Origin of the sequence: Marasmitruncus massiliensis (assembly GCF_900186535.1) — a bacterium.
Lineage (GTDB): Bacteria > Bacillota > Clostridia > Oscillospirales > Ruminococcaceae > Anaerotruncus > Anaerotruncus massiliensis_A.
Map to the genome: position 1 here is coordinate 762561 of NZ_FYDE01000004.1, position 14568 is coordinate 777128.

At 56.2% G+C, this 14568-nt stretch carries 13 protein-coding genes; all 13 read left to right on the forward strand.

The window, feature by feature from the left end; translation table 11 throughout:
* The 13 genes from C1A10_RS07575 (at nt 1) to C1A10_RS07635 (ending at nt 14472) form a co-directional block, all read left to right on the forward strand.
* The gene (locus C1A10_RS07575; RefSeq protein WP_180951042.1) at nt 1-1041 is read left to right on the forward strand and encodes a BMP family protein; all 1041 of its coding nucleotides are present in this window, start codon (nt 1-3) and stop codon (nt 1039-1041) included.
* A gap of 2 nt (nt 1042-1043) precedes the next feature.
* Nucleotides 1044-2264 (forward strand): amidohydrolase family protein, encoded by a 1221-nt coding sequence (locus C1A10_RS07580; protein ID WP_101909671.1) that lies wholly within the window; start codon nt 1044-1046, stop codon nt 2262-2264.
* 82 nt (nt 2265-2346) lie between these two features.
* Complete coding sequence (mch, locus tag C1A10_RS07585; RefSeq protein ID WP_101909672.1) at nt 2347-3330, forward strand: methenyltetrahydromethanopterin cyclohydrolase; 984 nt, start codon at nt 2347-2349, stop codon at nt 3328-3330.
* Nucleotides 3327-3959 (forward strand): hypothetical protein, encoded by a 633-nt coding sequence (locus tag C1A10_RS07590; RefSeq protein ID WP_101909673.1) that lies wholly within the window; start codon nt 3327-3329, stop codon nt 3957-3959. Before mch ends, C1A10_RS07590 begins: the two co-directional genes overlap by 4 nt.
* Before the next feature lie 33 nt (nt 3960-3992).
* On the forward strand, nt 3993-4619 hold the full coding sequence (locus C1A10_RS07595) for a flavodoxin family protein (RefSeq protein WP_101909674.1): 627 nt from the start codon (nt 3993-3995) through the stop codon (nt 4617-4619).
* A gap of 1 nt (nt 4620) precedes the next feature.
* Nucleotides 4621-5073 (forward strand): dihydroneopterin aldolase, encoded by a 453-nt coding sequence (gene folB, locus C1A10_RS07600; RefSeq protein ID WP_207654716.1) that lies wholly within the window; start codon nt 4621-4623, stop codon nt 5071-5073.
* Nucleotides 5066-6403, forward strand: coding sequence for a UbiD family decarboxylase (locus C1A10_RS07605; protein WP_101909676.1), 1338 nt, complete (start codon nt 5066-5068; stop codon nt 6401-6403). The genes folB and C1A10_RS07605 overlap by 8 nt, the downstream gene beginning before the upstream one ends.
* A gap of 42 nt (nt 6404-6445) precedes the next feature.
* Nucleotides 6446-8773 carry a xanthine dehydrogenase family protein molybdopterin-binding subunit gene (locus C1A10_RS07610; protein WP_101909677.1) on the forward strand — a complete coding sequence of 776 codons (2328 nt, stop codon included), beginning with the start codon at nt 6446-6448 and terminating at the stop codon, nt 8771-8773.
* Nucleotides 8773-9543, forward strand: coding sequence for an FAD binding domain-containing protein (locus tag C1A10_RS07615; RefSeq protein WP_101909678.1), 771 nt, complete (start codon nt 8773-8775; stop codon nt 9541-9543). The genes C1A10_RS07610 and C1A10_RS07615 overlap by 1 nt, the downstream gene beginning before the upstream one ends.
* Nucleotides 9540-9998 (forward strand): (2Fe-2S)-binding protein, encoded by a 459-nt coding sequence (locus tag C1A10_RS07620; protein ID WP_101909679.1) that lies wholly within the window; start codon nt 9540-9542, stop codon nt 9996-9998. The genes C1A10_RS07615 and C1A10_RS07620 overlap by 4 nt, the downstream gene beginning before the upstream one ends.
* 5 nt (nt 9999-10003) lie before the next feature.
* Complete coding sequence (locus C1A10_RS07625) at nt 10004-11461, forward strand: aldehyde dehydrogenase family protein (RefSeq protein ID WP_145997709.1); 1458 nt, start codon at nt 10004-10006, stop codon at nt 11459-11461.
* A gap of 49 nt (nt 11462-11510) precedes the next feature.
* A complete protein-coding gene (locus C1A10_RS07630; protein WP_242968864.1) occupies nt 11511-13049 on the forward strand; it encodes an ABC transporter ATP-binding protein in 1539 nt (512 codons plus the stop codon).
* A gap of 10 nt (nt 13050-13059) precedes the next feature.
* Nucleotides 13060-14472, forward strand: coding sequence for an amidohydrolase family protein (locus tag C1A10_RS07635; protein ID WP_101909682.1), 1413 nt, complete (start codon nt 13060-13062; stop codon nt 14470-14472).
* The last annotated feature ends 96 nt before the right edge of the window (nt 14473-14568 follow it).

Below are 14568 nucleotides of genomic sequence, written 5' to 3' on the forward strand. Positions count from 1 at the left end.
ATGAAAAAAGTTCTTGCAATCGTCATGAGCACGGCAATGTCCCTTTCCTTATTGGCAGGCTGCGGCGCCTCCAAAGCGGAAAGCACCCCGTCGCAGCCGTCCGGGTCTGCCGCTGAAAGCGTACCGGCTAAAAAAGAATTTAAAATCGCGCTGATTGTGCCCGGCACCGTCAATGACCAGGACTGGTCGCAGCTGGCCTATGACGCGGTCAAATCGGTTTCGGACGATTTGGGCGCGACCCTTAATTACTCTGAAAAAGTCGCGAGCTCCGATTACGACCAAATTCTGCGCGGTTACGCTTCTCAGGGTTACAACGTTGTTTTCGCTCATGGAAATGAATTTTCCGACGCCGCTAAAATTGTCGCGGCTGATTTCCCGGAAACACAGTTTATCATCACTTCGGGCGCGGAGAGCGTCAAACCGAACTTCAACGGCTTTCAGGTCGGCGGAATTGATTCCGGCTTTATGACCGGCGCAATCGCCATGATGGTATCCGAAACAGGCAAGGTCGGAGCGATCGGCGGCGTGGAGATGCTCCCGATCATCCAGTTTATGAAAGGCTTCGAGGCCGGAGCGAAGTATATCAATCCGGAGGGCGAGGTTACGACAATGTTCACCGGTTCCCTCGAAGACGCGGCCAAAGCGAAGGAAGCCGCGTTTGCAATGATTGAGTCCGGCGTGGATGTCCTCTCACAGAATGCCAATACCGCTTCGCAGGGGGTTATCATGGCCTGCCAGGAAAAGGGGCTGCTGAATGTCGGTGCGGTTTCCGACCAGCGCGTTTTCGCTCCCGACACCGTGTTCATCTCGGTCAATTCCGACATGATGACCGCAATCGGCGCAATCATCAGGCAGGCTTACAACGGTCAGCTGAGCGGTGAGGTCAAAAACCTTGGCATTAAAGAGGGTGCAATCCTGCTGACGGATTACAGCGAGGAAGCGTTTGCCCGCATTCCGGATGAAACGAAAGCGAAAATCCAGGAACTGTATGATCAGATTGCCTCCGGTGAAGTAGACCCGGTTGCTCTTGCCGGTAACTGACAATGGACAAAACGTTTGACCTGCTTTTGCAGGGTGTAAACCTGTTCGACGGTGCAACCGGCATGGATGTGGGAATCCGGGACGGCAAAATCGCGGCTGTGGAGGGAAACATCCCTCCGCAGGCCGCGGCCGAAGCCTTTGACTTTCGTGGAAAGCTGCTGATCCCCGGCTTTGTCGATTCCCATACCCATCTTGACAAGGCTCTGACCATTCAGGATGAAGAAGCCGACGGACTGGTGGACGCGGTCAATTTGTTCCGCAATTATCAGAACCGGATTCCGAAAGGGAAAATCGCGGAGGATGTCAAGCGGCGCGCGGCGCGGGTGCTGGATATGGAGATCGCACACGGTACCACCTGTATCAAAACTCATTTGCTGTGCGATGAAGTCTGGGGCATGGAAAGCGTTTACGCGCTTGACGAGCTCCGGCGCGAATATGCCGGCCGCATCACCCTCCAGCTGATTGTACCGTGGTGCGAGGCAAACGCGGAGGAACTGGACAGAGCCTGCCGCAAAGGCATCATCGACTACTTTGCGGGTTACGCCCACCTCTGCGATGATTTTCGCACCGAATTGGACGGTATTTTTGCCCGGGGCGAAAAATACGGGATTCCGCTCGACCTGCATGTCAACGAATCCGACGTCGGAAATATTGACGAGTTTCTCTATATCCAACAAAAAACGATGGATCTGCACATGGATGGACGCGTCAATTGCAGCCATGTCACCGCGATGTGCGCGGTGGATGATGAGACCGCTCAAAAGGGCATTGCACTGGCCGAGAGAGCACGCACCAACATCATCACGCTGCCTTCCTGCAACATGTATCTGATGGGAAGGCACGACCGCCAGCCGGTGCGGCGGGGCGTGACCCGGGTCCGTGAGTTTTTGCAGGCAGGTGTGAATGTCGCCTATGCTTCCGACAATATCCGCGATCCGTTCCGGCCGTTCGGCAACGGCGATATGCTGGAGGAAGGCTTATTTACCGCGCAGGTTCTCCAGTATGGCACCGCAAGCAAACTGGCGGAGGTTCTGCGGATGGGAACTTTTCGGGCGGCGCGCAATGCCCATTTATCTGATTACGGGCTTACCGTGGGGTGTACGGCCGATCTGGCGGTTCTGGACGCAGAAACCCCGCGCGAAGCACTTGTTACCCGGGCGCAAAGGCTGCTGGTTCTGAAAAACGGCAAGGCAGTCAGCCGAAGCGGCGTACTGGTGCCATGAAAAAACGGGATGCTTGCGGCGGACGCACCGCGCAAAGAAGCGGCGCGTTTGCCGGAACCATCTGGGAAAGGAGGAATGTGAGATGCAACAATATAGTGTAAACGAAGCCGCGGCCGCAATCATCGAGCGGCAGGTGCTTTCAGACACCGAACGGCTTCAGATCAAAGCCAAAAGGCTTGCAAACGGCGCAACGGTGCTTGATTTCGGAGTGCATAGCAAAGGCGGGTTTCTTGCGGGAAAGTACTTTGCGGAAATCGGCATGGGTGGCCTTGGACGCCTGACTTACGGTACCATGCGGCTGAGAGACCATCTGGTGCCATCGGTGCAGATCTTCGTGGAGGCTCCCGCGGTCTGTGAGATGGCTTCGCATGTCGCATTCTGGAAACTTCCGTACCGCGGCGGGCAGGCAGTGATCTCCGGCCCGGTACGTGCAATCCGCGGTGCGGATCAGTTCGCCCGCGCGGTTGGTTACAGAGACCCGGCGCCGTCAAAAGCGGTCGCCTGCATCCAGACCGGGGAACTTCCCGACGAGGAACTTTGTGAATTGATCAGCGAAGGCTGCGGCGTTTCCTGCGAAAACCTTTACCTGCTTGCGGCGCGTACGGGCTGTATGGCCGGCGCGGTGCAGGTCTGCGCGCGTAATGTGGAGCAGTCGATGCCGACGGTATATGATCATGGGTTTCCAATGGATAAAATTGTAGAGGCGAGCGCTGTCACACCGCTGGTCTCAATGACGGACGATGAATCCGTTGCATACGGGCGGGTCAATGACTGCCTGATCTACGGGCAGGAAACAAATCTTTATGTGCGCTGTGATGACAAAGAGATCACAGGAATGCTGGACCAGCTTCCGTTTTCAAAAAACGACAGCAGTGTTTATGGGGTTCCATTTTATGAACTGTTTGCAAAATGCGGCAATTCATGGGCGAATGTCCCGCGCGACTGGGACGCGCCCTGCAAAATCAATTTTATCAATCTGACGACAGGGCATGTCTTTTCAACCGGGCAGATTTGCACAGATGTTCTGGAACGGTCTTTTATGGGAGAAAGAGGGATGAAACTATGAACCGGCAGATCATCGACCTTGGCGTTTCGAATGCGGCTTCCTGGCATGGCATTCTGGAACTGCTGCACCGCTTATGCGGCGGGGCGGCCGACATCTCCTACGGAGACCGTGTGGTTTCGGGATTCCGGCTGCCGTCTTTGGAAATCCGTCTGGATGACCCCGCGCGGCTGATTCCCCCTGACAGGCAGGGAACCGTGCATGTCTGGCACGACTGTGCCGTTGCATTTGGAGCCGGTGTGCCGGATGTGCCAGCCGGAGATGTGTATCTGATGCCGGAATGCGGTGCCGCGGCGACAGTTTATCACGCTTTTCTTTCTCTGACCGAACTCCTTGCGGCTTTGGGTACTACCCTGGACCGCACGACATTTCAATGGGCGTGGTACAGCATCCCGCTTGCGCCGTTCTGTGACGATTTGGCAAAAACACAGGCGCGCTGGCAGGCGGCGGCCTCCGGAGGCGCGGTATGCAGCCTGTGGATGCGCTGCGAAAATGACGAACTCATTCGGTCGGCACTTCATTCACTCCCGCCTTGCGGGGAAATACGAATCCATAACCTGAAAACAGCCAACACGCTCATCGCCGGAACACTCCAAACAGACTGCTTGACGAAAGCGTTCGGGCTGGAATGACTGATTTCAATAAAACCTTCGGGAGGAAACAACATGATCAAACTTTTGGGAGTCTGCGGAAGCCCCCGCAAAGCATCCACCTATTACGCGCTGAATGAAGCGCTGAAGGCGGCTTCGGAAATCAATGGGGTCGAAACCACACTCGTGGAACTGCGGGGTAAAAAGATCAATCCCTGTATCGGCTGCAATCGCTGTGTCAGGGAAAACGTCAACGACTGTATGGTTTATCAGGACGATATGAACGAGCTGTACCGGACCTTTTTCGACTACGATGCTTTTCTCATTGCATCGCCCGTTTATAACATGGGCGTAACCGGACAGCTTGGCTGCTGGTTTTCGCGCTTTCGTCCGCACTATCTGATGCAGAAGCAAAATCCGGACTGCAACCTGTACAAAGCAGGCGCGGCGCTGACGGTCGGAGGTACGCGCAACGGCGGCGAAGAAACCGCGATCAATGTTATTCACGGTTTTTTCCATACCAAAGGAATCCCCGTCGTCAATGGAGGGCTTGGCGTTTATGGCGGCGCGGCGGTCTGGAGTCAGGATAAGATGGCGCAGGGCGCGGCCGAAGACCTGAAAGGGATGGACAACGCACATGCCGTCGGCAGACGCCTGGCGCTGCTGGCATCTGCGATTAAAAATGGGAAGGATGCGAATTGAGATGGCGGATATCGTAAAGGCGATCGGGATGCAGTTTTGGGGGACGCACGGCTATTATCCCGAAGAAAATAAGTTCGGAGCAAAATTTGTGGTGGATGTCGAGGCGATGGCCAATGAGGACGATATGTGCCAGTATGATGAGCTTTCGGGTGGCGTCAGCTACATCACACTGTATGAGGCGGCGAAAAAGGTCTGTACGGAAGAACAGCATAAACTTTTGCAGCGCATTGCGCAGCGTATTTCTGATGAAATCTTTGAAGCGGAGCCCGATACACAGCAGGTGACGGTGACTGTGAAAAAGCCGTTCGTGCCGATCGGCGGGATTTTGGACTATACCGGCTGCACCATCACGCGCACCGGGAAGGGTGCGAAAAGCGATGGAAATGCCCTCCCTTACACCGGCATCAATCCGATGACCGGAGCTTATGGAAACGGGGGGAAGGAAGATGTCTGAGATTCATGACCTGCGCTCTTTTCTCGCGGTACTGAAAGAAAACGGCCGGCTTGCTGAAATTGAGAAAGAGGTCGACTTGGTGCATGAGCTTGGCTCCGTTCTCGCGACACTGGAATCAACCGCGGGAAAAGGTGGATTATTTTCCAAGGTAAAGGAACGTGAATTCAGAGTCTGCGGCGGGATGCTGGCCTCCATGGATAACATCGCGCTCGCGCTCGGATGCCCCAAGGAACAGATCACAGACTTTCTGGCGGAAGCGCTCACCAAACCGATCAAGCCCAAAATTGTTGCAGATGCGCCCTGCCACGAAAATGTGCTGACCGGCGATCAGATTGACATGTTCCGGGTACCTGTTCCGACACATGCGCCGAAAGACGGCGGACCGGTCATCACCGGAGGCGTGGTGCACAGCAGGGGGCTGCATGGCGGGCCGCAGAACCTTTCCTTTCAGCGCATGCACGTCAAAGGGCGCGACAAATTTTGCATCATGATCAACGAGTGGCGGCATTTGAAGGGCTTTTATGACGAGGCCGAAGCGGAGGGAAAGCCGCTCCCGATTTCCGTGGTGTGCGGCTGTGACCCGGTGCTCTATGTGGGCGCGGGCCTGCGGTATGACGGTGATGAGACGGAGGTTGCCGGCGCAATCCGGGGGAAACCGATTGAAGTGGTAAAAAGCATCACCAACGATATCTATGTTCCCGCTGAGGCGGAATTTGTCATAGAAGGCGAGATTCAGCCCAACCTGCGCGAACCGGAAGGCCCGCTTGGCGAATTCACCGGCCACTATTCCCAGCCGTGGAACAGCCCGGTCGTCCGCGTGACGGCAATCTGCTACCGCAACAACGCAATCTACCAGACCATCAACGGCGCCTCGTTTGAGCATATCAATCTCGGAAACGTCCTGCCGCGCGAGCCGCTGCTTAAGAATTTTGCGAAATATGTGTCCAGCGGTGTTGTGGACGTGCATATTCCGCCTTACGGCAACGGATTTCTAGCCTATGTGCAGATTCATAAGAAAAATCCGGGCGAACCGAAAAATATAGCGCTGGCGGCGATGATGACCTATGTTAACATCAAGAATGTCATTGTGGTGGATGAAGACGTCGATATCTACAATCCGGCGGATATCATGTGGGCGCTTTCTACCCGTGTCAAGCCCGAACACGACATTTTCTATGTGCCGAACGCGCAGGGGCATGAGCTGGACCCCTGCTCGGATGAACGCGGCGTACAAACCAAAATGGGAATTGACGCCACGCTCAGCGAGGACAACAAAGCATTTGAACGCGTGCGCTATCCAAAAGTCGACCTGAGCGACTATCTGAAATAAATCCAAAAACCAAGATGCTGTAGGAAGGGAGGGGACTGTGGGATGAATGTAGTGCACCAGTCTGTTGACAAAATCGACGGGATGGGCAGCGTTTTGGGACGCCCGGTTTATGCAGAAGACCTTGCGCCTGCGGACGCGCTGTGCGTCAAATTCCTGCGCAGCCCCCACGCTTATGCGCGCATCCGCTCCATCCTGAAGGACGCTGCGATGAAGGTGCCGGGGATGGTGCTGATCCTGATCCATCAGGACTGTAAGCCGGTTCTGCACACCATCGCGGCGGAGGCCTACCCCGAAGGCTCCCCCTATGACCGATATCTTTTGGAGGATACTGTCCGCTATGTGGGAGACCCGGTGGCGGTTGTCGCGGGGGAAACGGAACAGGCGGTGCTGGAAGCCATGCGGTTGATCGAGGTCGATTATGAGGTGCTTACTCCCATTCTGGATTTTGAGCAGGCGCTGGATAACCCGATTGTGCTGCATCAGGATGTGTTTACCAACCTGCCGATCGACAACGATCCCGCACGTAATATCGCGGCCTCTTTCCCGTGGACAAGGGGCGACGTGGACGCGGAACTGAAAAAGTCCGACGCGGTGGTCAAATCGACCTATTATGTGCAGGCACAGCTTCACGCAATGACCGAGACCCACCGCGCGTTCAGCTATTACGATGCGCGCGGGATACTGACCATTGTGTCCTCCTGCCAGTCGCCGTTCCATGTGCAGCGGATTGTATCCAAAACGCTGGAAATCCCGCAATATAAAATCCGTGTGATCAAACCGAGGGTCGGCGGCGCGTTCGGCGGGAAAAACAGCACGTTTATTGAGCCGTTTATCGCGTGGGTTACCAAACTGACGGGCCGTCCTGCGCAGATGATCTTTGACCGCCGCGAAAGCCTGACCTGCACCAACACCCGCCACGGCATGCGCATCCGGGTGACGATGGGCGGGAAAAAGGACGGCACGATCAACGCCATCCGGCTTGAGGTGCTCGCAAACACCGGAGCCTACGGAGAGCACGCGATCGACGTGCTCGCGGTCGCCTGCAAAAATACGCTGCCGATGTATGCCAAAATCAGCGCTGTGGATTATTACGGCGTGCAAGTCTATACCAATATGGTCCCCGGCGGGGCGTATCGTGGTTTCGGCGGGGCGCAGTCGAACTTTGCAATCGAGTGCGCGGCCAATGAACTGGCGCATAAGCTGGGAATCGATCCGATCGCCCTGCGTAAAAAAAATATCATCGAGGAAGGGGAAAGCCATCCGTTTCTGGCGGGCGGCTCCCCGGCGGGCGACGCGATAGTGCGCTCGACCACGCTGGCGCGCTGCATCGATAAGGGGCGGGAGCTGATCGGCTGGGACAGCAAATATCCTTGCCGTGAACTCGATGGGGACCGTGTGCGGGGCGTCGGCATGTCGGTGGCGATGCACGGCTCGTCTATCGGCGGCATGGATGTGGCGGATGCCGAGGTGCGGCTCAATTATGACGGCGGTTATACGGTATTTTCAGGCGCGTCCGACCTTGGCACCGGCGCGGAAACAATCCTCTGCCAGATTGCGGCGGAGGCGCTGTGCACCGATATGGACCATGTCTGGATTGTTGCCGCGGATACCGGCACAACCCCCTATGATAAGGGCGCATACGCCTCTTCCTCCACGTATGCGTCCGGGAACGCGGTGCTGAAAGCGGCGCAAAAGCTGAAGGCAGAACTGCTCCGGGGCGCGAAGCTGGTGCTTCGGACAGAGGAAGAAATCCTGTTTGACGGCAGATGCTTTCAAACATCCTCCGGCAAAACGCTTTCCCTCAGCGAATATCTGACAAAAGTCACCTATTGGAAGTTTGCGCCCGATTATTTCGCGGATGAAAAGACAATGCCCCAGTTGTCCGCTTCGGCACGGCATGGAGGGCCGACCAGCCCGCCTCCTTTTGTGGCAGGTTTTGCGGAGGTGGAAGTTGACCGGCGCACCGGAAAGGTAACGCTGATCGACTATGCGGAAGTGGTTGACTGCGGCACCGTGATCAATCCGAAGCTCGCCCGCATCCAGGTGGAAGGCGGCCTGGTGCAGGGGATGGGGTACGCGCTGTTTGAGGAAATCCGCTATGACAAAAGGGGGCGTATGCTCAGCGACAGCTATACCGAATACCATATTCCGCGCCGGCTGGATATCCCGCGGATGCAGGTTGCGTTCGAGGAAAGCTGCGAACCTACCGGCCCATACGGTGCAAAGTCTCTTGGCGAGGTCGTGTTTCACACCCCTGCCTCCGCGATTGAAGAAGCAATCTACAATGCGGTCGGCGTCCGGCTGCGCAGCCTGCCGATGACGCCTGAAAAGGTGCTCGCGGCGATTCGGGAGAAGGAGGGGCGGCAGTAATGATCTTCAAAGAATATGTCTGCCCCTCGACGCTTGCGGAAGCCTATGAAACCCTCTGGAGCCATCCCGGCAGCGTACTGCTGGGCGGCTGCACGCTGCTTCGCAGAAATACGCGGACGTCCCCGCTTGGCATCGACTTGGGCGGGCTGGGCCTCAACCAGATTACAAAAACAGGAACAGACCTGATTCTGGGGGCGTCGGTTTCCCTGCGTGAAATGGAGACCAGCTGCGGAGATTTGTTTGACGGTGCGCTTTGCAAGGCTGTTTCCGCGTTGGGCGGGATACCCCTGCGTAACGTGATCACAGTGGGCGGAACGGTCGCGAGCCGTTTCGGCACCAGCGACCTCCTTACGGTCCTGCTTGCGCTGGATACGCGGCTGCAATTTTATCACAGCGGCCTGTGCACGCTGGAGGAGTATTTGAACATGCCGCCCCTCCGTGACATTCTGACAGAAATTCACATTCCGCTGGGCTGTTCCCGCATCGCGTTCCAGAGCATGCGGAACGCGTGCACGGATTACGCGCTGCTGAATGCCGCCGCCGCCGATACTGCTTGCGGCCTTCGTATCGCGGTCGGCGCGCGCCCGATGGCCGCCGCACTTTCAGAGGCTGCGGCAGATTGCATAAACCGCGGAGGAACGCCGGCGCAGGCGGCAGAAGCTTCGGCGGCTGAACTCAAATTTGCGGACAACCACCGCGCAGGCGGCGCGTACCGCAGGGAGCTTTGCCTCGTACTGGTGGAGCGGGCGCTGAAGGAGGCGGGGATATGACGGTTACGTTTTGGGTGAACGGGCGCAGGCAGGCGTGGGAAGTTCTGCCGGACGAGGTGCTTGCGGACAGCCTGCGCAGCCATGGCTTCACCAGCGTCAAAAAGGGCTGTGGACAGGGCGCCTGCGGGCTTTGTACGGTCTGGGTGGAAGACAAACCCGTTCCGTCCTGTTCGGTGCTGACCGTCCGAATGGCCGGAAAGCATATCACAACGCTGGAAGGCGTGCAGGAAGAAGCCGCGGCTTACGGTAGCCTGCTGGTGGCGGAAGGGGCTGAGCAGTGCGGATTCTGCGCTCCGGGCTTGATCATGCTGGTGCTGGCGATGAAAAAGGAACTGAAAGATCCTTCCGAACAGCAGGTCAGGGAGTATCTGAACGGAAACCTCTGCCGCTGCTCGGGCTATTACGGGCAGATCCGCGCGGCAATGAATTATTTACAGTCAGAAAGGTTGGGATAACAGTGTTGGATGAGTATTACCTGGGTGAGTATCAGAATTATATAGACGGCGTGTGGCAATCCCCGAAATCCGGCGCGCTGATGGAAGTCCGATGCCCCGGAAACGGCGCGGTGGTATCCCGCGTGCCTGATTCGGGCAAGGAAGATATTGATGCGGCGGTTGCCTGCGCCAAACGCGCGTTTGAGCAGGAGGACTGGGCATTTCAGCCGCGGCTGCGGTCGTCGGTGCTTTACCAGTGGGCACAGGCGATGCGGCAGCATCTGAACCCCCTTGCGCGGGCTTTGTCCCTTGAGACAGGAAAACCGATTGCGGAAGCGCTGTTTGAAGTGAACGGGGCCATCGGCTATCTGGAGTATTACGCCAGTGCCACGCGCACACTGTTCGGCGGTTCTACCGCAGTGGATAAAAACAGCCTGTCTGTGCTGTGCCGCGAGCCGGTTGGCGTAGTAGCCGGCATTACGCCGTGGAACTATCCGATTACGCTGCTTATGCGTGACCTGGCTTCCGCGCTGGCGGCGGGCAATACGATTATCATCAAGCCTGCGGAGCAGACGACCGCCTGCACGTTTGAAGTGGTAAAACTGCTCGAACTGGTGCCTTCGATGCCGAAGGGCGTGGTCAACGCCGTATCGGGCAGAGGGGCAGCAGCCGGAAACGCGCTTGTTGAGCACTCGGACGTGGATATGGTGTCGTTTACCGGCGGGGTGGAAACCGGCAAAAAGATTATGAAAACCGGCGCGGACACGATGAAAAAGCTGTCGCTCGAGCTTGGCGGGAAATCCCCCAATATCATTTTTGCCGACGCAAATCTGGATAAAGCGCTGCCGTTTGCCATCAAGGCAATCTTCACAAATGCCGGGCAGCTTTGCACAGTGGGATCGCGGCTGGTTATTGAAGAATCCATTGCGGATACCTTTCTCGCAAGGATGAAAACAGAGGTTGAAAAGCTGAAACTGGGATTCGGACTCAATGAAGATACCCAGATGGGGCCGGTGATTTCCGAAAAACAGATGCAAAAAATCCTCGGTTACATCGAAGACGGACTTCAGACCGGAGAACTGGTTACCGGAGGCCGCCGTGTCACCGAGAACGGGCTGGACAGCGGGTTCTTCATCGCGCCGACCATTATTAAAAATCCGGCGCATGACAGCCGTGTTGTGCAGGAAGAAATTTTCGGGCCGGTGCTGGTCGTGGAAACCTTCCGCACCGAGGAAGAAGCCGTTTCACTGGCAAACGGCACGATCTATGGGCTGGCAGGCGCGGTCTGGTCCAAGGATATCGACAAAGCCATGCGGGTTGCCAGAAAGCTGCGCACGGGATCGGCCTGGGTGAACTGCTATAACAAGCTGTTTCCGGAATGTGAGACCGGCGGCTACAAGCAGTCGGGCGTTGACCGCGCAGGCGGCGTTGAGGGCCTGATGAAATATACGGAAGTCAAACATCTGTGTGTGGATTTCGCTTAGGAATTCGCATTCGCAGATGAAGCTGTCAAAACGGCGTAAGGGGGCTGCAATGATGAAACAAACTGACCAGAATAAAATCCGGCTGATGCTGGTGAACATTGTCAAGATCTATCCCGGCACCATTGCCAACAACAACGTAAACCTGAAGGTCCGGGAAGGCGAGGTGCATGCGCTGCTTGGTGAAAACGGTGCGGGAAAATCCACGCTGATGAATATCCTGTATGGATTGACAGAGCCCAACGAAGGGGATATTGTGTTTGAAGGAACGCAGGTACATATCCAGTCTCCCAAGGACGCGATTGCAACCGGCATCGGCATGGTACACCAGCACTTTATGCTGATTCCGGCGCTGACAGTTGTGGAAAATATTATTCTTGGAATGGACGATACCAGAAAGATCGCCATGGACACCAAAGGAGTTGCCGACCGGATTCTGGAGCTGTCCAAGAAGTATAATCTTGCAGTTGACCCCTATGCGCGTGTCTCCGACCTGACTGTGGGCCAGCAGCAGCGTGTTGAGATTGTAAAAGCGTTATATAAAGAGTGCCGGCTGCTGATTCTCGATGAGCCTACCGCCGTTCTGACCCCTCAGGAGATTGAACAGCTGTTCCTGATCATCCGCCAGCTGAAAGCGGAAAATAAATCCGTCATTTTCATCACGCATAAATTGGGTGAAGTCATGGCTGTCTGTGACCGGATTACGGTTCTGCGGGCGGGGGAAACCGTCGGAACGGTTAATACTTCCGAGACCAACCCGCGAGAACTGGCGCACATGATGGTCGGCAAAGAGGTGCTCTTTGAAGTTGACAAAAAGGACAGGGAACAGGGAGAAGTAGTGCTTGATGTTGAGCATCTTACTGTCAGGAACAAGGACGTCACCGCGGTCAGCGACTTGTCTTTGCATGTGCATGCCGGTGAAATTTACGGCATTGCGGGGGTTGACGGCAACGGCCAGTCCGAACTTATCCGCGCCATCACCGCTCTGAAAAAGAAAACGGGCGGCACGGTCACCATCTGCGGCAGGGATGTCACAAAAGGGAGTTCGAGGGATGTGCTGGACTGCCAGGTTGCCCATATCCCCGAAGACAGGCAGAATGTCGGTGTAGTAATGGGCATGTCCATTAAGGAAAACATGCTGCTGCATGATTATAAAAAGAAGGAATACAAAAAGAACGGGCTGCTCGACTGGAAGCGGATTGCGGTTCACGCGCAGGAACTGATCCAAAAATATAGTATCAAAACGCCTAATGAGGAAGAACCGATCACGGCGCTTTCCGGCGGCAATCAGCAGAAGGTGGTTGTGGCGCGGGAGCTGGAAACCCATCCTAAACTGATGCTGGCGGTTCATCCGACGCGCGGTGTGGATGTCGGGGCTATCGAATTTATTCATAAGCAGATTGTAGCCGCGCGCGACGAGGGCTGTGCGGTACTGCTGATTTCCACAGAACTCGATGAGATTATGTCCCTTTCCGACCGCATCGGCGTGATTTATGAGGGGAAAATTCTGGGGGAAATGGCGCGTGAGGAAGCGGAAATCGGGCGGATCGGGCTGCTGATGGCGGGCCACTGTGAAAATGCCAGTGCGTAAAGGAGGACCTATGACGGATTATATTTTGACCAATGCAGTAATTGTGACCGTAGACCCCGCGCGCCGTGTCCTGTTTGACGGCGCTTTGGCGGTTGAAAACGGGCGGATTGCGGTAATCGGCAGGACCGAAGAACTGATCAGGCAATCTCCGGATACCCGCAGAATTGACTGTACCGGCAAAGCCGTTTTTCCGGGGTTTATCAATACGCATAACCATCTGTTCCAGACTTTGCTGAAAGGGCTTGGCGACGACATGGTGCTGTCCGACTGGCTGCGCACCATGACCTTTCCGGCAGCCCGGTTCCTGACTCCGGAGGACAGCTGCCATGCCGCGATGCTCGGCTGCGCCGAGGCTGTCCGCAGTGGTGTGACAACTATGACGGATTACCTCTATCTGCATCATAAGGAGCACCTCACGGACGGTGTCGCAAAAGCGATGACGGAACTGAAAATCCGCGGCGTCATCGGCAGCGGGGCGATGGACGCCGGTCTGGACGCAGGCGTCTGCCCCGAGATTACCCAGACTCCTGAAGTGGTGGAGCGCGAAATGACGGAACTGTTTGACCGTTATCACAATTCGGAAGAAGGCCGGCTGAAAGTCTGGGCGGCGCCGGCGGCACTTTGGTCCAATTCCGAAAAGATGCTCCGGATGCTGTGGGAACTTACCAGTTCCTATCACAGCGGCATTACCATCCATGTATCTGAAACACCGTTCGACCGGAAGGCCACGGAAGCGCTGCACGGGTGCGCAGGGACGGACTGTCTGGAAAAGCTGGGCATTCTGGGGCCGAATGTACTGATGGTACATTGTGTTTACCTCAATCAAAAGGACATCGCTGCCGCGAAGCAATATGATCTGAAGGTTTCGCACAACGCGGTCAGCAACATGTATCTGTCCTCCGGTGTCGCGCCGGTTCCGGCAATGCTTAAAGCGGGCGTCACAGTCTCCCTGGGGGTGGATGGCGCCGCTTCCAACAACGGCCAGGACATGCTGGAACTGATGAAATCCACCGCGCTTCTGCATAAAGTGTCCACGCTGGACCCGACGGTTATCACTGCGGAAAAGGTGCTGGAAATGGCTACGATTGACGGCGCGCGTGCTCTGGGCATGGAAGACGAGGTTGGTTCGCTTGAGGTCGGGAAAAAGGCTGACTTTGTAGTATTTAACCCTTATCTCAGCCCGAAATCGATTCCAATGCACAACCCGGTTTCCACGCTGGTCTATTCTTCGACTATGGCAAATATCGAATCGGTCGCGGTGGACGGACGCTTTATTCTGGAAAACGGTGTACTGACGACGGCGGATGAGCGAAAAATATTAGAAGACGGGTACCGCGCGGCGGAACAGCTCGCGTCACGTGCGGGAATAACGAATCGGGGGGCGGGGCATCCGTGGTGTTCCGTTTACGCGGAAAACAGATAAAAAGAAAGAAGGTACGGCCGCGGCGGGTATGATAGCCGGAGCCTTGCTCCGGAAAACAGACAGCTCTGCCCAGACGGTGAAACTTTGGAAGGGATC